Annotated in this window: 14 protein-coding genes; 1 reads left to right on the top strand and 13 read right to left on the bottom strand. The window is 59.2% G+C overall.

Going from position 1 to position 20,872, the window contains the following annotated elements; genetic code table 11:
- Positions 1-40: 40 nt before the first annotated feature.
- From HZ994_18130 to HZ994_18080, 11 genes are all read right to left on the bottom strand, one after another.
- On the bottom strand, positions 41-1,891 hold the full coding sequence (locus HZ994_18130) for a hypothetical protein (protein QTN34155.1): 1,851 nt from the start codon (positions 1,889-1,891) through the stop codon (positions 41-43).
- Positions 1,884-4,574: an AAA family ATPase gene (locus tag HZ994_18125; protein ID QTN34154.1), complete on the bottom strand. Its 2,691-nt coding sequence runs from the start codon at positions 4,572-4,574 to the stop codon at positions 1,884-1,886. The genes HZ994_18130 and HZ994_18125 overlap by 8 nt, the downstream gene beginning before the upstream one ends.
- A 14-nt stretch (positions 4,575-4,588) precedes the next feature.
- Positions 4,589-7,894 (bottom strand): ATP-binding protein, encoded by a 3,306-nt coding sequence (locus tag HZ994_18120; GenBank protein QTN34153.1) that lies wholly within the window; start codon positions 7,892-7,894, stop codon positions 4,589-4,591.
- A gap of 132 nt (positions 7,895-8,026) precedes the next feature.
- On the bottom strand, positions 8,027-10,990 hold the full coding sequence (locus tag HZ994_18115) for a DUF1156 domain-containing protein (protein ID QTN34152.1): 2,964 nt from the start codon (positions 10,988-10,990) through the stop codon (positions 8,027-8,029).
- Between the two features lie 198 nt (positions 10,991-11,188).
- Entirely contained in the window at positions 11,189-11,539 is a 351-nt protein-coding gene (locus tag HZ994_18110) for a hypothetical protein (GenBank protein QTN34151.1), read from the bottom strand.
- Positions 11,536-12,063 carry a type II toxin-antitoxin system MqsA family antitoxin gene (locus tag HZ994_18105; GenBank protein QTN34150.1) on the bottom strand — a complete coding sequence of 176 codons (528 nt, stop codon included), beginning with the start codon at positions 12,061-12,063 and terminating at the stop codon, positions 11,536-11,538. Before HZ994_18105 ends, HZ994_18110 begins: the two co-directional genes overlap by 4 nt.
- Positions 12,060-12,353: a hypothetical protein gene (locus HZ994_18100; GenBank protein ID QTN34149.1), complete on the bottom strand. Its 294-nt coding sequence runs from the start codon at positions 12,351-12,353 to the stop codon at positions 12,060-12,062. The genes HZ994_18105 and HZ994_18100 overlap by 4 nt, the downstream gene beginning before the upstream one ends.
- A 173-nt stretch (positions 12,354-12,526) precedes the next feature.
- Positions 12,527-14,110, bottom strand: coding sequence for a hypothetical protein (locus HZ994_18095; GenBank protein QTN34148.1), 1,584 nt, complete (start codon positions 14,108-14,110; stop codon positions 12,527-12,529).
- Positions 14,098-14,748 (bottom strand): hypothetical protein, encoded by a 651-nt coding sequence (locus tag HZ994_18090; protein ID QTN34147.1) that lies wholly within the window; start codon positions 14,746-14,748, stop codon positions 14,098-14,100. The genes HZ994_18095 and HZ994_18090 overlap by 13 nt, the downstream gene beginning before the upstream one ends.
- 2 nt (positions 14,749-14,750) lie before the next feature.
- The gene (locus HZ994_18085) at positions 14,751-15,638 is read right to left on the bottom strand and encodes a nucleotidyltransferase (protein ID QTN34146.1); all 888 of its coding nucleotides are present in this window, start codon (positions 15,636-15,638) and stop codon (positions 14,751-14,753) included.
- 23 nt (positions 15,639-15,661) lie between these two features.
- A complete protein-coding gene (locus tag HZ994_18080; protein ID QTN34145.1) occupies positions 15,662-19,189 on the bottom strand; it encodes a DUF3883 domain-containing protein in 3,528 nt (1,175 codons plus the stop codon).
- Positions 19,190-19,261: 72 nt separating this feature from the next.
- Here HZ994_18080 and HZ994_18075 point away from each other — a divergent pair, with 72 nt between their 5' ends.
- Positions 19,262-20,230 carry a LysR family transcriptional regulator gene (locus HZ994_18075; GenBank protein QTN34144.1) on the top strand — a complete coding sequence of 323 codons (969 nt, stop codon included), beginning with the start codon at positions 19,262-19,264 and terminating at the stop codon, positions 20,228-20,230.
- 114 nt (positions 20,231-20,344) lie between these two features.
- On the opposite strand, the gene HZ994_18070 is transcribed toward HZ994_18075, so the two are convergent.
- Both HZ994_18070 and HZ994_18065 read right to left on the bottom strand, forming a co-directional pair.
- On the bottom strand, positions 20,345-20,455 hold the full coding sequence (locus tag HZ994_18070) for a DUF3024 domain-containing protein (protein ID QTN34143.1): 111 nt from the start codon (positions 20,453-20,455) through the stop codon (positions 20,345-20,347).
- 31 nt (positions 20,456-20,486) lie between these two features.
- Complete coding sequence (locus HZ994_18065) at positions 20,487-20,846, bottom strand: hypothetical protein (protein QTN34142.1); 360 nt, start codon at positions 20,844-20,846, stop codon at positions 20,487-20,489.
- Positions 20,847-20,872: the final 26 nt, after the last annotated feature.

The raw sequence follows: 20,872 nt of genomic DNA, 5'->3' as shown, positions 1-20,872 counted from the left end.
GACTTGAAGAGGGAATGTAGATGGGGCATAGTTTGGGTCTTCAAGATCCGGGGAGCAGTTTCCATGAAGCCCTACCGTGCTTGTCCTTGGACCGCATCGCCCAACCTTTGGTGGCAGCATGGTCCGTCATCCCATCAGCTTCACTGGGAGCCACAAAAACCTCCAGTTCTGCACTTTTGATGAATCCAAAAGCCTTCCCGGGAGCACGCTCAAATCGACCCTCGACCGGAACCAAGAATCCAGGAAGGTGAGCAGGCTCTGAACGCTCCCAGCCAATCACAACAGTCTTGTCGTGCTCGTCCCGCAGCCAGCGGACCTTGATGCAGTCCCCGGTACGAAGTTCGCCGGCTTCGCGCCATCGCTCAAAATACAATGGAATGAACTCCTGCGAAGGCGTGCCTACTGAGGCCAGCTTCTTCTCCGTGTTCACGTGGCCAACCACTCCTGTTTCCAGTGTGCCGAGATCTTCGGAAACATCGACATGCTTCCATGCCAGAACCATACAGGCGGCGTCATCCTTATCCTCGAACCTCGCCTCGATCGCGGAAGCATCAGGCTCTGGCAACTTGTCCTTGGCGAACTTCAGATTCCGTATGCCGAGCCCGACACAGTAAAACAGCATGCGGTTGGCCTTTTCGAGCGGGCGGACCAAAACGCAAAGTCTTGCTGGCAGGCTGGCTGCCAGCAGTTCATCCGCCCTCGCAGCAAAAGGCTCTGCATAGTGGTGAACATCTGGTTCGCCGCCCTCTGGCGTCTGGTCATACCAAGCTGGCATCGGTTCTCGCCACTCCTTGCCCGACAGCTGCCGGAGCCGCATCGCCTCATCCAGGCTGGCCTTGGCCGCGGCCACCTCTCCTTCATCGGCGAGGAGGTTGGCATAGATCTGGTAAAGCGGAACCTTGAACGAGCTGTCCTCACACTCACAAAGAATGGCACGCGAGAATGCGGCCTTGGCTTCTTCACCTGAAAGTGTCTCAGCGAACGCCTGCCAGCGCCAGAAGTCGCTTGGGTTCCGCTGGACGGTCTTGAGAAGCAGAACCCGTGCCGCGTCTGTATCGCCACGAACCCACAACAGGATTCGTCCCAGGTGGTATCTTGGCCATTCGCCTTCCCCGAACGAATCTTTCCACTCGTGGAGGAGTTGGCGAAGGGCCGGTCGATCACCTTGAAGGGCAGGGTGCTTCTTGATGCACTTGTGAATGGCGGTGAGCAGTTGGTCTTGGAATGGCTCAAAGTCGGAATCCTCCCGATCATCCGCAAATTCTTCCGGCTTCAGGCGATGCAACCCTAACTTCTCCACAAGCGGAACCAACCCAACCCAGTTCTCCGCATGGAGCTTCGCTTGGATCAGAATGCACTTGAAGAGCATCGCATTCGGATCCCAGTCGGTGGACCAGCAGGCGAGAAACTCGTCAAGACACCATGCAGCGACCTGCGGTTCCTCCGCTCCAATGTCACGGAGCTTTCGGTAGAGCACCCATCCGTAGGCTTCGCCAAGCGATGATGTCAGGTCATCGCCTTGGACGAGCGGCCGCAGCAGCGCCACCGCGTCGTGGTGTTTTCCAGCCTTGCTGAGTTCGGATGCATTGGCAACAGGATCGGTTCCAAGGATTCTCGCCGCACATTGGTGCATCACGTCGTCTGTTGCTTCCTTGGGCATCTTGAGCTCGCCCACCTCCTCGCGCACCGCGGCAACGCCTTTGGTGTCTCCGGCGTCCCGGAGGCGCTTGAATTCGTCGTGGAGACACCAGAACAGCGTCCGGACAACCCATGGATCTTCCGGGTCGTCCGTCTGAAGTCGTCGTGCATGCCCGAGCGCTTCTTCGAGGTTCCCGGCCTTGCGGAGAGCGTTGATCCCTTGCGTTGAGACCTGTTGTTGCTGGTCAGCCATGGATCGGGTGTATTCCTTGGAGGATTTCGATGATTGTATCGGGACAATCCGAGTGCGGAAGGCAGCTGCTCAAGGTGCCCTTCCCGTCGAAGTGATAGTTGACGGTTCCCTCGGCCATTCCGGCGCGCAGTCGAGTAACCAGATGATACTCGGTATTAGACTTGAGGAAGACGACTTCTACCCCTCGCGGACTGAACTTTTCCTCCAAGGCCTTAACGAAGGCAGCGTGCGACTCCCGAACATTCGAGGATGCACTTCCATCAGGAACGAGAGTCTGCCCTTTCAGGGGTGCCAGAATGTTCGATGCCTGTTGGTCCAGCTCATCCTGACCGTTCTTCGGCATGATCTGAACCCGGCTGACGCGGTGGTTCGACTTGTAGTGAACCGCGACAGTGATTTGTTTCTCAGCCACGCCCAGAATGACGCGTTCTTGGTATTGGTGACTGCGAGTTCCTACGATTTTCCAGCCCTCCGGGAGGAGCGCTTCGACGAGAGACTTAATCGCTGCGCCGGGATTCACCGCATCTGAGGATTTCATGGTCTCGGTCGAGCCATGGGCTTGGATCGAAGTAGAAGCGTCCGTTGACGGGGCGGACGGTGTCTCCACCTTGAAGGGGCGGACAAGCCCCTTCTTCGGCGTCAGAATAGTGTGGTGAAGAGCGTTCGTGGCGACGACCGAGGTCTCAGCCCGGGTGAGCGCTGTGTAGCTCCAGCGAATCCCATCTGCGTTGAGTTTGTTCTTACCCGAGAAATCCACGAACACAGTCACCCACTCTCCACCCTGTGCTTTGTGACAGGTGATGGCGTAGCCGTATTTGAGCATCACCGCGTTGAAGTAAGGGTCGGACTTCAAGGCCTCCTTGAACTCCGGCTGGCCGGGCTTCAGGTCTGGGTGGCGCTCTTTGAAGTCGACGTAGAGCGCCTTCGAGTAGTTTGAGGAAATGTCCGCATCCCTGTTCTGCAGGCAGTCTTCCGAGATCTTGCAGGTGATGTCGAAATGCCCCTCCCGATCGTGGGGGAACCTAAGTTTGGCCTCCCGGAACTCCAGCTTGATCATCTCGATCTTTCGTTTCCCAGTTTCGTCCGGAACATTCAGGGGCACCTTGCGAACCTCAGTCTGATCCGCGCAGTCCACGATCAGGCCCATCTGGCCATTCAGAAGGGCGCGTTCGTATCGGTAGTTGTTCCGGACCACAATGATCTGATCTCCGGGCACAATGCTGGCGCTTCCCGGAAACAACCGGCTTCGCACGGCATCGTTGTAATCCTTCGTCTTGGCATTCGTGTCCGCCACGATCACCGAGCGGTTGATGGACGACGGATCGCGCTCCCGGACAAAGGTCTCGACAAACTCGTCGGGGCGAAGCTCCCGGATCGCCTTCCCGTCTGACACAAAGTCAAAGCTGGGGAAACGCTGGGTACGAAGGAGCTCACGCATTTTGGTGGCATTCTCCAGCACCGGGCTCGAATCGACCTGGCGAACGACGTCCGTCAGTTCACAGCCATTGCTTCGGATGAAGCACTTCTTCCGGAGATACTCCGCATCAAGGGCCGGTGACTTGTTCATTCCGACGGGTGGGAGCTGCGCGTCATCACCCACGAGGATCAGCTTCTTCCGGTAGTCGTTGGCATCGAAATTGATGTAGCGCAGCAAGTCACTGAGAAGGCGTCCGGAGCCAAAGTGCATGAACTCGGACTCCGAGTAGACGTCGGAGAGCATTGATGCCTCGTCGACGATGAAGACGGTGTCGTGTTCAAGGTCGTTGTTCTTCAGCTCAAAGTAGAACTTGTAGGTCACGTCCCCATTCTCATCGACCTCGCGGTATTCCTTGAGCGCAGCAAGGGAGTAGATGTGACGGTGCACGGTGCTGGCGTCAACCTGATGCCGATCACGAAGCACGTGGGCGGCCCTTGCCCGTGGAGCCATCATTTCAGGCTTCCGGTGAACTGCCTGCAGGTACCGAACAAGGCCTCCGATCAGGAAGGTTTTCCCGGTTCCTGCATAGCCGCGCAGGATAAAGCAATGCTCATCCGAGCTGTCCAGAAAGCGCTGGAGCTCATCGACGGCGCGTTGCTGGGACGGAGTAAGGGCCTCATCTCCGAAATAGTCCGCTAGGCGCTTCTCCGGGGTGAGAATGAACGGCGGCTGCGCATCCTCCTTCGGCTGGGACTCTTCAACGACGTCGTCATCGCCGCGTTCTTTGAGGGCCTCTAGGCTACGCTCGGCAGCATCGATCTGCTCGGCTCGTGCCTTACCGCCGCCGATCAGTCCCGAGAAGGCTCGGATCGCCGCGAGATGCACCGCGAACTCCGTCAGAGGAATGCCCTTGACCGGCCAGTGACCTTCGCAGCGATTACGGACCTCCTTCATGGCTCGGATCGTATCGCGAGCTTCCTTGTCCAGCGCCCTGCGGGACTTCAAGAAACGGAAGTTGGCTTGAAGCAAACCCAGCAGGGAGCCGAGATCCATGTCCGCGAGCTCCTTCCACTCGCCATCCGCGATTCGCTGTTGGTCCCGCTCCTGGACGACCTCACAGACGTGGTGCCTCCACCAGTTCTTCCCGCCATGGCGCAGGAACTGACCATGCAGCCACTTTGCGAGATCGCTGCCTAACCCGTGAAAGAGCTCGATGAGCTCCGTCCGGATCTTCGCAGTCGGCAGTAGTCTCGGAGTGGTGGCCATAGAGATTGCGGGTTCTATTCAAATCCCTTCTCCTTGAATCCAAGGGTATTCGCGTTCTCGGAGACGATGCGGACGGTGTTTTCGTCGAAGCCGCTGTCGCTCTCTGCTTCGATTTCGAGGCTAATCGTGAGCTTGCTGCCGTATTTCGCGGAGAGGTGTTGGATCACTTCGTCCACGACCTTCTGGACGGAGGAGCTGACTTTTTGTGGGGCGATTTCGACTGAGCCGTAGAATCTCGTCTTTGTCGCCGCTTGCGGGGCAGGCTGCGGGCTTGTGCCGGTTCCTGTGGTTGTGGGCGTGGTTGTTCCGTTGCCCGCTTGCGTGGGGTGTGTTGGCTGGCCGAGGCCGGAGTCAGGTGGATGTGTCGTTGCGGCTTGAGCCATGGCCGCGTCGGGTTTGATTAGCAGACTGTCGCCGATCTGGACGGAAGGCGGACGCTCAGTGGTGTAGAGGCCGAGGTATCTGTCTTCGTCCGAGTCGTATGCTTCCGCATAGGCGAAGAAATCGGGCATCAGACTATTTCCACTGAAGGCGTTGCGGATGGCTTCCACGAGGAGATCCGGGTGCAGCAGTTTCGGCAGGAACAGGAATGTGGCGAATGCGGACGCGACCTCACGTGTGGAGATGTGGTTTTTCATACCCCAGAGGTGGCGATCCAACTCACGGTGGAGATGGAAGGGGTTGAACGATTGGTGGAGGATTTCCTTGTCGCAGAGTTTTTTGCGCACGGAGCGGGGCTTGTCGTCGTGCCCAGCACAAGGAATTGCGAGCCATGTGATCTCCGGGCTTTTTGGGTTTTTGGATTCGGGAACGAGGATCATGCTCCAGGCATCGCCGAGCTGTGCGGTGGTGGTCTTCTCGAATTCCTCGACTTTGGAGACGGCCATTTTCTTGTCGGCGGCGGTGAGTTCGAGGCTGTCCTGACCGCGATCGATGCCGCGCCAAGCGAGCAGGGAGGAGGTGGACTCGCGCAGCCGCTGCAGCTGGGATTCTTCCGCAGCGAGGAAGACTAATCCGTTGCGATGTGTGCGCGGGCGATTGGCCGCTTGGGTGAGCAATTCTCCGGCAAGGATTTGGCCGGGTGTGCCATCCGGAGATTTGGTGACCGGAGCACTGGGAGGCAGGATGATGAGTCGCGTGGCCGGCTCGTCGGCGATGTCGGCAGGATTGGCCGCGAGCTGGGTGCCGCCGGGGAATGCGCTGCGGCCCTCCCACTTGGCTAGGCGTTTGAGGATTTCCGCATCGACCTGGTCGCTTTCGAGGATGGATTTGGCGCGGTCCTTGGCCAAGCGGGTGACGCTGGGCTGCAGGGCGAACCAAGAACGCGAGGCATCACGGTAAAGGTAGGTCGCGCGGTCGGACAGACGGCGCAGGGCATCGCCGAATTTTTCCGGATTCTCACCGGGCTGGGTGCACGCGAGCAGAAGGTGCTGATCGTCCACGCCGCGGTTGGGGCCGCTGGTGGGAGCGGCGGCGATGAAGATAGAGCGGGCGACGCGGCGGCAGGCGGAGTATTTCCCGAGGCCGCTGTTTTCGCTGTCAATGAGGTGCGCTTGAGCTCCTTGGCCGTCGATGTCGGTATGGATCACGCCGTCCCAGCTTCCACCGCCGGGGAGGACTTCCTTGATGACGCTGGAAACCCTGGGGCTGTCGAGCGAAACCGAGGCGGGCATGATGAGCAGGTTGCGGTCGTCGCGCTGCCAGAGCTCGGAAATCACAGCAGCCATGAAACGGAGTACGCCACGGGTTTTCTGGAACTTCTCCAGCGTGGACCAGACACCGTCGAGCTTGTCGAAGAGTTCCGGATGGATCGGGTAGCAGGCATCGAGCTTGCGGCGGTAGGCAAGTTCCGAACAGTTGGACGGGAAACCGCCTTTGGAGCTGCTGTAAAGTTCATGGAAGGCTTTCACGACCGCGTCGCGCGCCGGGTAGTCGAGGTGGCTCTCGAAGAGGCGGCGGCGAACGATTTCGTAGCCTTCCTCGGTGCGGATGGATTGCCATGGAGTGGCAACACGCTGGAACAGATTGGAGAGTTGCTCGAACGCCGCTTCTCCCCGTGCTCCGCCCATCTCGATTCGGGAGGCGGGAAGTGATGCTACGACCAGCGCTTGGGGAACCACCTTGGCTGCTTCAGTAATGGACTGGGCGAAACCGAAGTTTGATTCGTAGGAGCCGGCTGCGAGACCTTGGGTATCGACAGTTTCGCGCAGGTAGGCAACCCACTCGTCGATGAGAATGAGACAGGGGCCGGCCTCCCGCATGAGATCGGCGAGTACTTCAGCTCCCGGATTGGTGCCGGATTCATCCGAGCTGCGGATTTTCTCGTAGGCCGCCGCCCCACCGAGTTGGTGGGCAATTTCACCCCAGAGCGTGCGCACCACAATACCATCGGGTTTCTTCCGGGGCTGGTTGACGCCAAGCTGGTGGCCGGCGATCACCACCCTTCGTGTGGCTGGTGTATCGTTGACGCCGGTCTCGCGGAGCAGACCATCCATGCCAGCGAGCTGGGTTGCTTTCGTGTCTCCGAAAAGATGATAGAGGGCGAGCAGCGAGTGGGTCTTGCCTCCGCCGAAGTTGGTCTTGAGTTCCAGAACCGGGCTGCCGCCATTTCCGTTCAGGCGGCTGAGTGCGCGCTTGAGGAGGTCTTTGAGGCCGTCGGTCAGGAATGTGCGGGCGAAGAACTCCCGTGGGTCGCCGTATTCCGAATTGGCCAGTCCATAGTGGACGGCGTGGAGGTCGGCCACAAATTCCGCTTCGAGGAAATTGCCCTTGGCCACGTCCGTGTGCGGTGCGATGACCTCGCGCCAAGGCTTCAGTGCCGGGAGCGGGGTGCCCTCCATGGCTGAGGTGCGGCGGGTTTCGCGTCGCGCTTCTTCCTGAAACTGGACTCGCATGACGGCCTTGGCCATTTCGCGCAGTTTCTCATGGGCATCACGGCCATCAATGGCCTCAGCCACGCGACCGAGTGTGTCTAGGTCGCGGTAGGTGTCGTCATAGGAAAACGGCATGTCGTGCGCCCAGCGGTTGCGGATGTCGTTGGCCTCGTGAACGAGTGAGCGGACGCGGGTTCGTTCGTTCTTATCGAAGCGGTGAGTGAACAGGGGCCCCCACAACTTGATCACCATCCGCAGCAGGGCCTGGATTTCCCAGTGGGGGGTTCCGTTCACCGTGCGGACCTCGCACTCCTGCATCGCCTGTTCGATTTCGGCTTTGCGCGGACCGGTCGCGGCCTCGTCGAGGATCGGGACGAGGTAGGCAAGCAGGGCGGGCTGGAGTTCTTCGAGCGCCTGGCCGACGCGTTGTTTGTTGGATAGGGCCATGGGATTGGTTCAGGTTGATGCAAGATTCAGCGCGGTGGAGCGGAACGCCACGCCCGACCATGGCGACACTTTCAAGGGATGCTCCTTGAGATACTCCTTGAGACGGAAGTGGTGGGGATCGAGTTTCATGGCTCAAAGGTCGAAGCTGGCCTGCACGGGTTTCGCTGCGGCGGCGGGGAGTTGGGCTGCGAGGTCGCTGTAGTCCTGCCAATTGGTGACGAGCTGGTTGTAGGGCTGGGCGAGTTCGCTCCACTTCTGCTGATCGCAGAGGGTGAAGAGGCGGTAGGCCAGCTGGCGGGCCTCGGCGATCTGGGTATGGCTGAGGGCGGCGATTACTTTGGCGCAATCACCATCGCCGCCGCTCTCGGCGAGGCGGATGAGGTGGTGGACAACTTCCCAGACGGTGAGGTGTGGGTCGCCCTCCGGGCTCCATCCTCCCGGAAGTTCGGCTGGCTTGAGCAAGCGGGCCTTGCCCTTTCCGGATTCGAGGACGCCTGCTGCGACCACGCCTTGCACGGAAACGTCGGTGGCGGTGGCGATGAGTTCTGCGTCGCCGTAGGCGGCGGCAGAGAATCCGTGTTGTGCGAACCACTTACAGGCGAAGCGAGTGTGCGGGTCCATGTCCGAGATTTGGCCGTCGAGCAGATGGCCCAACTCGTGGTTGATGAGCTGCAGCGCCTCGGTGACCGACATCGGCTTGCCGTCGCCCTTCATCACGGCGGCGTAGCGGGAAAAGATCGCCATGCCGGGACCGATTGCAGATTGCGGCAAGTCCACCGGCGATAGGTTGGCGTGCTGGAGTTCGCGCAAGGCCTCGGGCAGCTCGGCTTCAAGCGCCTCGATGAACTCGCGCTTGGTGATTGTCTCTGCCGTCTGGGTTCTCTGCCGACAGACAAGGACGATGGAAGAAGCAAGGGCGGAATTTCCAAGGCTTAGTACCCTCGTTGATTGTTCGCTGCGAATCGGCCATGTGCCTAAGACAGCGAATCCGGACTCGATCACAGCTCCAAGGAATGTTGCCCAACCCGTTGAAACGAGGCCCTCTGATTTGATCTCGTTTTGCTTGAACGCGTAATACAAGGTAGTCGGGAAACTGGGGTTAGAGAATTCCGCCCAACGCTTCGCTACCGCTGACATCCCATTCAGGAAAAAGTCCTCTGCCTTCTTCTTGCTGCCGTGGCGGGAGGTAGATGCTATCAGCTCGTCGGTTTTTGGAACGAGAATGCCGCCCATCAGTTTTGGAAATACCGACTTCAGTGTTCGCCGCTGCCACAGATAGAACAGATCGGATAAATCTGCATAACCGATGTTGTCGTAATACGGCGGATCTGAAGAAATGATTGGCTCGCCATCATAACGATGGGTTTGGGCATCCTGTTGGAAGGCTTTCGCCTGAGGTTTGGCGGGCAAGTAGCGGAAACACTTGGTTTGGTATTCGATGCTAGGGCCAAATCCGCCAACAACATCCGCTAGAATGTTGGCTTCCCCATAATCCCAGACCATCGGGATCGCCTGGCGGCTAAACAGGTTCATGATCTTTTCGTTGCCGCATCTCCAGCCCACGCAAGAATTGTTGAAGTCCACTGAGCGACTGACAGCGTTTGCCAAATACACCGCCACGGCATCGGCGTAGGCGTGTGAGCCGATGCCGGATTGTTCGAGGGTGGTGTCATCGTTGGGGAGGTGACCGGCGGTTCGGGTGTCGGCGAGGATGCACTTCCGCGCTTCTGCCACCAGATCGGAAAAGGTCGTCAAGGCGACGAGTTGGCGGGGGGTGAAGAGTTTGCCGAAATCGTCCATTCCATAGGGCTCGCAGCTCCCACCCGTTAGACGTGGGATCTTTCCACTCGGTGCCCATGTTGGATTCGCAGATGCTGCTGCCTTGACTTGGGCATCGGAAGTCGGGAGGTAAACTCGGCCTCGCTGCCCTTCACAGACAACAGACATGATCTCCGCCCCCATGTGTCCTCTTTTTCCTGTCTCTTTGATGTAGTTTCCAGAGATCGCGACACCGGAGACAAGGCAGTGGAAATCAGACCCGCGTCCTGTCGCTTTCGTTCCCGCTTCCACGGCCGCCGAGTTCTTCGGCTTCCTGACGCGAATTTCAAAGCGGTAGTCGCCATTTTCGACAACTGGTTCGACGTAGGCTTCTTTGCCCTTTTTCTTGCAAAGCCAGAAGGAGGAGACCAGCGGGACAGGTTTCCCCTGCAACGCCGGGTTCGGGCTGGGCACCGTGCGCGCCCACAGCCAGGCGATGACGGTGAGCTCGTCGCCCGCCTTGTAGCCGGCCTTTATCAGGTCGGGCCGGGCATCAATGAGTTCCTGCGTGAGTGTGTAGGGCGGGTAGAGGTGGCCGATGCGCTTCTTCGCCTCCTCTCGCATCCACCGGCCATAGTGCCGCACGTCTTCGGCGAGACCCTGCGCGCCCTTCCAGGTGGTGGCGGCCTTTTCCTCCTTGGTCTTGCCCTGCCACTCCGGGTTCACCGGCGGCAGTCCGGCGAACTTGGGTGGGATCTCGATCATCGCCTTGTTGATAAGCACCGCCACAGGGTTGAGGTCGGAGGCGTGGGCTTCCATCCCGAGGCGCTGGGCTTCCAGTGGGATGGCTCCGCCACCAGCGAAAGGATCGAGCACCGGCGGCATGGGGGTATCGAGCGGCTTGCCCTCACGCTTGAGTTGGCGCTGCCAGGATTTCAGGATTTCCTGTTGGGCCTGCTTGAAGAGGGATTCGTTGGTGGTATTTTCCCAGACCACCAGCTTGCGAACCATCTCGTGGAGTCGCTCGCGCTCTTTCTCGATGAGGCGCTCGCGTAGCCGCGGGGAAAGATCCTTTTCGCCTTCCGGTTCCATCAGCAGTTCCTGCTCGGTGGCCTTGGCGCGGGCCTTGTCCTTCACCAGCTCGTCTGCGTAGCCCGAAGGATCGTCCACAAGCTGACAGAACAATACCGCCCGCGCTGCCGCCAGCGGTCGCCGCGCCCACCAATGATGGATCCCGCGTGGATGAGGGCCGATTCCTGGCAGCTTTTCGTATGCACAGGCATCGTTGATCTCCTTGAGCGGGATGGAGACCTCGATGAGTTTTTTGGGGTAGGACATGGCGTGAATTAGTGAGCAGTAGTGGTGGCTACCCTTAACTGGACTTGTCGGTAGATTTCTTCTTGGTGGCCTTCTTGGCTGCACCTTTCTTCTTGGCCGGGCTGTCTTTGGCCTCCTCTGCAGTTGGCACCGGTGGCAGGAAGTTGGTTGAAGGGATAATGACAGCGCTGTGGGGGCCGCGACCGGTGGCAGCGCGAATCATTTCCCGTGCGACGCCAAAAGCATGGTATACCTACGTGGCTCTGATACTCGCTCAAGCCTTTCCCCTGTTGGGCCACCCGGGAGTGCGAGCACGACTCCTTGGAGGGAAACAGCGAAGGTGTAGGGAATGTTCCCGGTGTCGCAGGGAGTTTGCTCGATGGAGAGGCCGACGAGCCAACTCGTCCCATTCTCCTCTGGATCCGGGGTGTCGAGCTGTTTGACACTGTGTTTGACGGAGATCAACTCGAGGTCGAGCTCAGTGTTCGACTTTGGGTCATAGTCCGGGCAGGCCTCCATGCGAATGGAGTTTGCCCAATAGTCCATGAGTTGGAGGGGTGCAGGTTTCATGATGATGCAAATGCCATGTATTCCTCCACAATGGAGGATTTGAGTTTTGGTGCGCGGGCACCTTGAAAGTCGTAGTGAACGACGCTGGGTGCACGATGGATCTTCCGGTTGCGGAGGAAGCGTTCGCTTGAAAGTTCAGAGCGCGGACCGGTGACGGCCTCGAGGCTCGCGGGGGCGAGGAAGCCCTCGTCGAGAAGGCGGAGCATCCTGTTGACGATGCCCGTGGGGTAACCGTGTCCGTTCTCCCAGCGGGAGAGACTCTTATCTCCGCAGTCGAGAAGCTGGGTGAGCTGCTTTTGGGAGAGGCCGAGCCGTTCGCGCATCGCCTTGATGTCGGCACCGGTCATGATGCCCAGCTCACGGGCCTTGATACGTTCGATTCTTTCGCTGGATTCGGGAGTGAGGATCTCCTCGCCGAAGTTGCGGAAGACTTCGACCTCAATGGTTTCGACGAATCGCTCGGGCTCATTCGCGGTTGCCGGGAGGTAGATGTCGAAGTTGGTCGTGTAGGTCTTCAGTTTCATTTGTTCTTTTTTATGTAGTCCCGGATTGCCTTGAGGAGCTTGCCGGAGTTGTCGGTGTGCATGGAAATCATCGTCAGGTGGACTCGTTTCTCATGGACCGCGATTTTGACGTAAAGGGGTTCGGGCAGTTTGAGGGGGTGAGGGCAAAGGAGGGCCCAGGTGTCGGCGATCGTGTCATCGGTCTCGTCGATCATGTCGAAGATCTGCTCCCCGAGCATGCCAGGCGTCCGCAGAACTTGGAGACAGAGCTCGTAGGCCTCGTGCTTGAAGCTGAGGCCGGCGGCAGACATTTCTCGCTGAGCCCGGCCAGTCCATAGTATCTTGCTGGAATCCTGGCGCTCAAGAATCGGAATAACCACGTCGAGCCACTTCTGTGGCAAGGGAGCGACTGTAGTTTTCTTGGCAGGCATAGTGGCTTCACGGGTGGAAGGTATCAATTGATACCCTCATTGCAAGGAGAGATTTAGGCAGTTTTTGTATTCGGCTGGTGTTGCCCCAGAAATCCGACGACGACCTTGCCGGTCGCCCCGTCCCAGTTGAAGGCGATCCGGATGGTTTCCCGGGGATCCGAGCTGGTTCCGCACTTGAAATGGGCCGGGAGCTCGATTTCGCGGCTGTCGTGGGTGCAGACGTAGTAGGGGCGCCATTTCGCATTCCGCATGGTCTCCTTCTTCTGATGCGTCCGGAAGTTCCAACCCGGCACATGCTCAGCAAAGTCCCCTTCCAGATCGGAGTTGGGTTGCTTGCCTGACTTGGCGTCGTGGTAGGTAGTCGCGAGCCAGCGGAAGGCCTGGAGCACCTCTTCGGGATGATTGAACGGGCTGACCTTCTCCTCCGACTTGCTGTTGAATTGGAAGGCCAGCTTGTCGGAGTATTCCGACTCCGCCCGCTCGATCGCTTCCGGAACCGACTGGACGGGGAGTTCGGCCTCGGTCGCACCCACCTGCCCCGACTTCCGATCGGCAAGCGCTTGCTGAAGTTGGCCAACAAGGTGTTTTTGACGAGCCGCATCAGAGCGGGCTTCTTCAAGCGCGGTGTTGAGCGTCGCAGTCTCGGCTGTCAGATCTCGATTCTCTTCCTCAAGGAGCTCCAGATACTCGTCGGTTTCGCCGGACTCCTTGGCCTTGGAGATGGCTTCCTGTCTCGCGAGGCGCTCCAACGCCGGCCAGGTCAAGAAGCTCTCGTGGATCGAGTAGGCCGCCGTTTCCGCGATCATGGAGTGAAGCTCCTGACCGACGAGGTGAGGATCCGTGCGGTTCCACTTCTCGATTTGGTAGCGGAGGAACAGCGGATGATAGTCCGGTGGGCTGTGGCGGCGAAAGCCGGGCCAGTAGATTCTGGTCCCGCCGTCGAAGCAGTTCAGGTGACGGGGCAGGGAGCTTTCCAGGTGCCGGGTCGCATCGACATCTTCCGCGACAATGACGTGTGCCATTCCTGCCAAAAACTTCGCCAACTCATCGGGATCGGTCGTATAGCTGCCATCAGCGGTGCGAGGCGTGACCAGGATGATCGGGTGAGTCCGATCGGTGCTCTCAAGGACCCGGATAAGAGTGGCGACATCCTTGCCACTGTTACGGAACCTGAGTGGCGAAGACGACAGCGGATAACTTGCCTTGCCACCGAACTGGTCGAGAATCCGTCTCACGATTCCTGGCGTGTTCGGCTTGCGATTGACCGGGGCAATGAATCGGCCCTCACGATGGATCAGGAGGGAGCAGCTAAAAAAGAGCTGCCCAGCAGGTGTCTGCAGCAGGGTCACCTCTGATGACCAAATCAGGTAGCGATTAGACGTGTCGGGATTGCGGATCTTGACTCCCCAAGCCTGGGCTCCTGCGTGAGAAGCCTTGACCGTTTCAATGGTGCTGGTCTTCGCCACCGCGATCCTCGGAACGGTCTCCAATGTGCGAGGGACGGCTTGCGGCTTCGTGATGAACTGGCGGGTTGCCACCCACTTCAACACCTCGGAGCCACAAGCGCTGAAGACGTCTTCCGCAGCGCTCCCCTCAGGAATGGGGATCTCGAAATTGACTCTGTTCAGGATTTGCATGGCGGTTGTTCAGTTGAGTCAATTTGATCCTTAGCGGATGCTGAAATCCGGCTGAAAGTCAGCTCGCCCTTGGTGCGTCGATTAGTCCAATACTCACCGGTCATTTCGGTGGGATCCTCGGAGTCAATCTCCAGTCGGGTGGTGCCGAAGTGGACGGGACTATGGTCTCGAACGCCCGCCCTGGGCAAGCTTTCGTAGGAGTAGGTGAGCTGACGACGTTGGGAATCGGGCTCGATCTGGAATCCCGCCGAGAAGCTCCGGCTTGTCATCTCCTTGGTCTGGACCACGCAGCTGAAGGTGGTGAGGGTCTGGCGAATGGTCATTCTCACGGGGATGGCTTCTGGAGACTCTCCATTCCCGCCGTTCACAACCGGGGTGACCGATCCTTCCCAGTCCCCGTTCAGGTCCGGCGCTATTACCAACCAGGGGTTGAGGAATTTCCAGCGCCAGAGCCACTTGCGGAAGACAAACCAGCCCGCGAGTTCGGCCGTGACTGCAAGTGGCAGCTTCCTTGCCACCGCCCGTGGTTCCGTTAGGTTGGTGCCGGTAGAGAGGCAGATGATGACGAGCGCGGCGGCGAGGAATCCAACCGCGACCCAGACGAAGGACTTTTGATTTAGCAGAGGAGCGGTGTTCATGGTTAGAATCGAAGATAGTGCCAGCAGGCGCAGAGGAATGCATGAGCCTGTTGGCGGGTCCATGGTTGCGTGGGACGAAAGAGGTATTTGAGCTCGCTTACCTCTCCCCATTCAAGGCAAGGCTCGTCTTCCTTGGTTTTCGGAATGAGATGAATCAGGCATGCCCGGACATCCGCAGTCAGCGATGGGTTTCCGAATGATGGATTGGGCACATTCCAGATCAGGCACTCGATGAGGAACGAGGCGATGTCGTTTGCTTGGCTAATGCCATCCTTCTGCATTTGGTTCCGGAGATTTTTGAAGATGCGGATGACCTTCTTGTAGCGGCGAGCGGTGTTGGTGTGTTTTTGGACGCCGTTGCTGTAAACCTGTTCCGGCCAGTTGATGATTCTGGATGGATTCCCGTCATCGGGCCTCAGCTCCACGCCTTCGATCCATGACCGGTCTGACGCGTAGCGGCGGTGGGAGAAGGTTGGGACCGCATCGGCATCGACACGGTAGGTGTTGCTCTTGAGGTCGAAGGCTTTGTTGCCGCGATTGACATGCTGTCTGCCGAAGTAGCGGACAAGAGCCGCCTCCACATCGTTCTTGAATTCGGGGTAAGGGTAGTCGCCAGAGACATTGCCAAAGTGTTCATCGGAGGTGTCTTTAGGGTATTCGGCGAAAAACGGGTTCTTGCAGCAGATGCAAACATCCACGTCGCTCTCAATCCGGATGTTGGTGCGGTTGCGATACGATCCTTGAGGAAAGACGACGATGTTCCGCTTGTTGAGCTTGGAGTCGTCCCCAATGGCCTTTCGGATTGCGGCGACGGCACGCTCGCATTTCTCATCCTCCGTTTTTCCCGGGCCTTGCGACCAGCGCGCGAAAGTGTCTTCCCATTTGTTCATGACGATTTGTGTTTGTTAGGAAATTAGATTGCAGAATCTCCTGATGCGATGATCTGCTCGATCTCGATTCTGAAGGCGGAGGCCTCGAAGGGGATACCGTCGTGGAAGGCGTTGGTTCGGTAGATGGGAGCGCTCGCGCCGCCGTTTTCGACCGGGACGTATGCGAGGATCCAGTTGTCGGGGTTGTTGAGGGCGCAGATGAGTTCGTTGCGAGTGAGGTTGATGAAGGTGGCGGAGGGGTGGCGGGCCTTGACCTCGATGAAGCGGAGTTTGCCGGATTCGCCGCAGCGGGACTCGATGTCGTAACCGCGGTTTTCGGAGGAAACGTCCTTGGGCTCGTTGCCAAGGGAACGCTCGTATTCCATGACGGCCTCCATGGCGGCCAGTTCAGAGGTTTTGGTATCGCGGACCCGGTAAGGGGTGGTGTCTTCGCGGACGCTGGCGGAGTGCTCCGGCTCCAATGGCACCGAGCGGAGCATGCTTTCAGGGATGATCAGGGCACCGCCGGTGACGACAGGCGGCAGGGCTGTGATTTCCTTCTCGCGCTCGATTTCATCAATGCGGACGCGCAGGCGCTCGGCCAGTTCGTCGCGGCGGCGTGCTGCCTGGGTGGAGTTGAGCTTGCCGGGGGATTTGCCGGCGCGTTCTTTTTCTTCGAGCTCGACGGCGCGGTTGTCCCAGAACGCGATCTCGCGGGTGAGGCGACTGTGGACCTGGTCGCGGGTTTTATCGAGGTAGTGTTCGCGGCGGGTGCGGACTTCGGCGAGGTGGCGGGGCACCAACTCGGAGATGGCGTAGGTGCGGGCCTGAGTCTCCAGATTGGTGGCGAGCCAGTCGGCCTCAAGCAGGGAAGCGATGGTCTCGCCGTCCTGTTCGCGGGGGCATTCGTAGTCGAGGTAAGGGGCGGCGCCGGCATCGTGGATTTCGCCGTTTTCGGTGAGCTCGACGAACTGGAGACGGCGGGAGAGCAGGCGGCGGTCCGAAGACCCCTTGCGTGCGGGGCGGCCGTCGGTGACGTCGCTAAGGATGTAGAAAAGCAGGCGGGGGCGATCCGTGCGGTTGTGGGGATCGATGAGGATCGTGCCCTCGCGGAGCAGGTTGCGGTTCGATTCGAGGACAAGATCGATGAGCGAATCGAGCAGCGGGTGGCCCGGGGCAACGAGAGCGGCGGGTGGGTGGCCGTCGATGCGGACCTGCTCCTTGTGGAAGGTGATGCGCTCGTAGGACTTCAGGACGGGTGCTCCACGGCCAACGATTCGGTCGCGGCGACGGATGTCGAGCGGGACGTTTTTGATCTCGAAGCGGTTTTTTTCGCGGGGCAGCAAGCGCCCGCCCTGTTCGTCGAAGGCGGCCTCGAAGAACCCGCCGACATGATGGGGCTGGAGCCGCAGGGTGTTGGCACGCTCCATCTGGTCACAGAGATCGCGGATGCGGGAGTCAGTCAGGCCCTCGTTGCCGAGGGAGCGCTCGTCGATGAGGCTCTGCAGGCGCTCGTGGGAGAATTCGGTCTCGATCACTTGGCTGAGGTAGTCCTTGGCGGATGGATCGTCGGCCCTGCGGACGGCATCGATAAGTAGTTGCTTGAGGGACTTTTCCTTGAAGAGTTCTCCAAGCACGTCGAAGACCGCACCGTTGAGCGACTCGCATTCCTGTTCGAGTTTCTTGAGCAACTTGAGGAAGACGTCGGCCTCGCGGGTTTCCTCGGCGATGAGATTCCAGAGCCAGCATTCCTCGCGCTGGCCGATACGATGGATGCGGCCGAAGCGTTGTTCGAGGCGGTTCGGGTTCCAAGGCAGGTCGTAGTTCACCATGAGGTGGGCGCGCTGGAGGTTGATGCCCTCGCCGGCGGCATCGGTGGCGAGGAACACAAGCACTGCTGGGTCGTTGGTGAAGGCCTCCTGGATGGCGCGACGCTGGTCGCGCGGAGTCTGGCCATGGACGGTGACGACGGCTTCGTCGGAGCGGTAGAAGGCCTTGAGCTTGGCTTCGAGATAACGGAGTGTGTCGCGGTGCTCGGTGAAAAGGACGAGCTTGCGGCGCTTGCCACTCTCCTTGTCGCGGACGATTTCGTCGAGGGCCTCGGCCAGCTTCACCCACTTGGTGTCGTTGCCGGAGGCCAGCACGGCTGCTGCCTGCTTTTCCAGACCCTTGAGCGTTTCGATTTCGAGTTCGAGCTCGTGGATGGTGAGCGCGGTGGTGGCGAGATCAACGACCTGCTCCTCGGCCGCTTCGAGCTCGTATTCGGGGGCGTCTTCAATGTTGTCGATGTCTTCCTCGTCGAGATCCGGCAGCTCCGGGGTCGGGGAAAGCCGGGCCTCGGCGCCACGCTTGAGCAGGCGTTCCTCGCGCAGGCGCTTTTCGAGGCGTTCGCGGCGACGTTTGAGGCTCTGGAAAATCGCTTCCGGGGACGAGGCGAGGCGGCGTTGGAGAATGGTGAGCGCGAAGCCGACGGTGTTGCGGCGGTTTTCATCGAGGTTGTCGGCGCGGTTGAATTCCTCGCGGACGTAGCGGGTCACAGCTTCGTAAAGGGCGGCCTCTTGATCAGAGAGCTTGAAGGGCAGCGTGAAGGCGTGGCGCTTCGGGAACAGCGGCTTACCGTCCATGGTGATGAGGTTTTCCTTCACCATGCGGCGCATGAGATCGGAGGCGTCCTGGGTGTGGGCTGCGTCGCGGATGCGGCCCTCGAAGCGGTCGCCGTCGATCAGAGAGAGGAAGAGCTGAAAGTCCTGCTCCTTGCCATTGTGAGGTGTGGCGGTGAGGAGTAGCAGTTGCCGGGTATTGGCAGAGAGGAGTTTGCCGAGTTGGAAGCGCTTGGTTTGCTTGAGTTCGTTGCCAAAATAGGTGGCTGCCATTTTATGGGCTTCATCGACGATCACCAGGTCCCAATCAACTGCCTTGAGTTTCTCCTGCACCTCCTCGTTGCGGGAGAGCTTGTCGAGGCGTGCGATGCAGAAATCATGCTCGGTGAACCAGTTTCCAGTGCGGGATGACTCCAGCGCGTCATTGGTGAGGATGTCGAAGGGGAGGGAGAACTTCTGGTCGAGTTCATCCTGCCACTGCTCCACCAGGCTACCCGGGGCGACGATGAGGCATTTGGCGATGTCGCCTCGGATGACAAGCTCCTTGATGAGCAGGCCGGTCATGATGGTCTTGCCGGCACCGGGGTCGTCTGCGAGGAGGAAACGAAGAGGTTGGCGACCAAGCATGGCCTCGTAAACCGCTGTGATCTGGTGGGGCAGCGGGTCGACGTTGGAGGTGTTGACGGCAACGAAGGGGTCAAAAAGGTAGCCGAGCTTGATCCGTTGGGCCTCGGAGGCGAGTCGGAAGCGTTGTGGGTCTGCGGTGAAGCTGAGTGGGCGCTTGGTCTCCTCCAATTTCAATTTCGCCTCGTCGTCACGGTAGAGCAGCCGGGTGTCGGTGCGCCCGGAGGCTGCTTGGTAAGTGATTTCAGCGCAGCTGGACCCGATGAGGTCGCAGCTCTTGACGGTCACCAGTTCGCCAGCGGAGACGCCGTGGATGCGGTCGCCAACTTTGATCTGCTCAAGTTTCATGGCTCCAACCTAGTCACCAGATGACACTTGAAAAGTCACGAGTGAGTTCATAGCGTTACTCGAAAGTAACGAATGGACATCATCGAACTGAAGCAGAGAGGGCTGACCTTGGACAAGCTCCTGGCGTTTCTTGCGGTGGCGCGGGCCGGTTCTGTGGTTCAGGCGGCGGGAGGCGTAGAGAGCCGCCGGAGTCTGATGAGTCGACAGATCGGAGAGCTTGAAGGTGCCTTGGGAGCGGATCTATTTATCCGGAAGGGCAAGAGCCTCCAGATCACATCGGCCGGCAAGGAGCTTGCTCTCCTGACCGCCTCCTACCTCGACGAGCTCGAAGCGCTGTCGGCTCGGTTCAGCGGTGACAAGGGCATCCTGAAAATAGGAGCCGGGGCGGCAGTCCTGGAAGCGATGGTCTATCCAGCCATCCGCAACCTGCGCAGGACGCTGCCTGATTATAGATTCGAGTTTGTGCCGGATAGCACGGAAGGGATCGTGCGGCAACTGCACGACGGCGGACTGGATGTCGGCATCGTTCGTTCCAGCTTCGAGGATTCCTCCGTGGTTCGGCGGCCTTGTGGAACGATGAAGTTCGTCTTGGTCGGGAGGAGGGACTTTGACAGCAACCTGCCGGACTGGTCCGTGATGCAGTTTCTCACCCGGATACCCATGGCGTTGATCCGTGGTGATGGTAGTCTGGTCACAACTTTGCACGAGATGGCGAAGGCAGCGGGAGCGGATCTGGTGCCCACATGTTTCGCCGACACCTTTGGACATGTGAAGCAACTCCTCTTGTGGGGACAGCCCGGCGGGCTGCTGCCGGCGATCCTTGCCACTGACCTTCCTCGAAGCGACTTTCATGTCCTTGACGACCAGCAGTTGATCGCCCTGGACCGGCGACTCGATCTAGTGATCGATAAGCGTGCAGCTAGGGTAAGAGATCGGCTCGATGGAATTGCCCAAATGGTGGCGAGGTCGATTCGTGACAAAGAGCAAGAAACAGCGCCCTCCATGGCAAGGATGGTGGAGAATGTTTCAAGGCCAAGCTGAGGAAGTTTGGGAGCTTCACCTCCGGCGGCGGCGCGTCATACGGCAGCTTGTAGTGATGGAACACGTCCCGAGTGCGGTTGTAGATGTCCATCTCGCTCATCCCGGCGCGCTCCATCATCCCCAAAAGCAACAATTCTCATCCTCGTCCACGATCGCGAGGAACTCGTCAAAGAGCAGCGCCTCCGGGTGCGGCGGATAACGCAGCGGGGGCTGTGAGGGCGCCAAGAATGCCTAAAAATCGCGCAGACCTACCGCATCACAGGTAGACATCGAAGTAGCGGATTTCATCTCGCCGCTCCAAGAGAGGCAGCCCTTTAGGGGTCAGGTAGATGGCGTAGTCATTGTGACCATCCGAAAGCATTTCATTCAGTTCCTGAGTGCCAACAATGCCAGCCTCCTTCAGCTGGTACACGGCACAATCGATAATGGATTCAACGGAACGATACTCATACAGGTTCCGCTCCTCCTCGGTTTTGCAAATTTTGCCGAGCAACCAGTCATGAAGCTCCTCCTCCCCATCGTAAAAGCGGCTGTAAGGCACGCGAAATTCGTCTTCAAGGATGTCGAGAAGCAGGTTGCCTGCGCGTTCCACCATGTAGGCTGGGTAATCTGCCATGAGGGAACTCTGCACAGACGCCCCGC

It is taken from the genome of Akkermansiaceae bacterium, from assembly GCA_017798145.1.
In the GTDB taxonomy this organism is placed as follows: Bacteria; Verrucomicrobiota; Verrucomicrobiia; order Verrucomicrobiales; family Akkermansiaceae; genus Luteolibacter.
The sequence above is the reverse complement of the archived record's forward strand: the minus strand, read 5'-3'. Positions and strand labels throughout refer to the sequence as shown.

Excerpts from the sequence above, each read along its gene's own strand:
- HZ994_18130 (QTN34155.1), bottom strand. The coding sequence starts at position 1,891 with ATGGCTGACCAGCAACAACAGGTCTCAACGCAAGGGATCAACGCTCTC.
- HZ994_18125 (QTN34154.1), bottom strand. The coding sequence starts at position 4,574 with ATGGCCACCACTCCGAGACTACTGCCGACTGCGAAGATCCGGACGGAG.
- HZ994_18120 (QTN34153.1), bottom strand. The coding sequence starts at position 7,894 with ATGGCCCTATCCAACAAACAACGCGTCGGCCAGGCGCTCGAAGAACTC.
- HZ994_18115 (QTN34152.1), bottom strand. The coding sequence starts at position 10,990 with ATGTCCTACCCCAAAAAACTCATCGAGGTCTCCATCCCGCTCAAGGAG.
- HZ994_18110 (QTN34151.1), bottom strand. The coding sequence starts at position 11,539 with ATGAAACCTGCACCCCTCCAACTCATGGACTATTGGGCAAACTCCATT.
- HZ994_18105 (QTN34150.1), bottom strand. The coding sequence starts at position 12,063 with ATGAAACTGAAGACCTACACGACCAACTTCGACATCTACCTCCCGGCA.
- HZ994_18100 (QTN34149.1), bottom strand. The coding sequence starts at position 12,353 with ATGTCTGCCGCCGGCCTCAGCTTCAAGCACGAGGCCTACGAGCTCTGT.
- HZ994_18095 (QTN34148.1), bottom strand. The coding sequence starts at position 14,110 with ATGCAAATCCTGAACAGAGTCAATTTCGAGATCCCCATTCCTGAGGGG.
- HZ994_18090 (QTN34147.1), bottom strand. The coding sequence starts at position 14,748 with ATGAACACCGCTCCTCTGCTAAATCAAAAGTCCTTCGTCTGGGTCGCG.
- HZ994_18085 (QTN34146.1), bottom strand. The coding sequence starts at position 15,638 with ATGAACAAATGGGAAGACACTTTCGCGCGCTGGTCGCAAGGCCCGGGA.
- HZ994_18080 (QTN34145.1), bottom strand. The coding sequence starts at position 19,189 with ATGAAACTTGAGCAGATCAAAGTTGGCGACCGCATCCACGGCGTCTCC.
- HZ994_18075 (QTN34144.1), top strand. The coding sequence starts at position 19,262 with ATGGACATCATCGAACTGAAGCAGAGAGGGCTGACCTTGGACAAGCTC.
- HZ994_18065 (QTN34142.1), bottom strand. The coding sequence starts at position 20,846 with ATGGCAGATTACCCAGCCTACATGGTGGAACGCGCAGGCAACCTGCTT.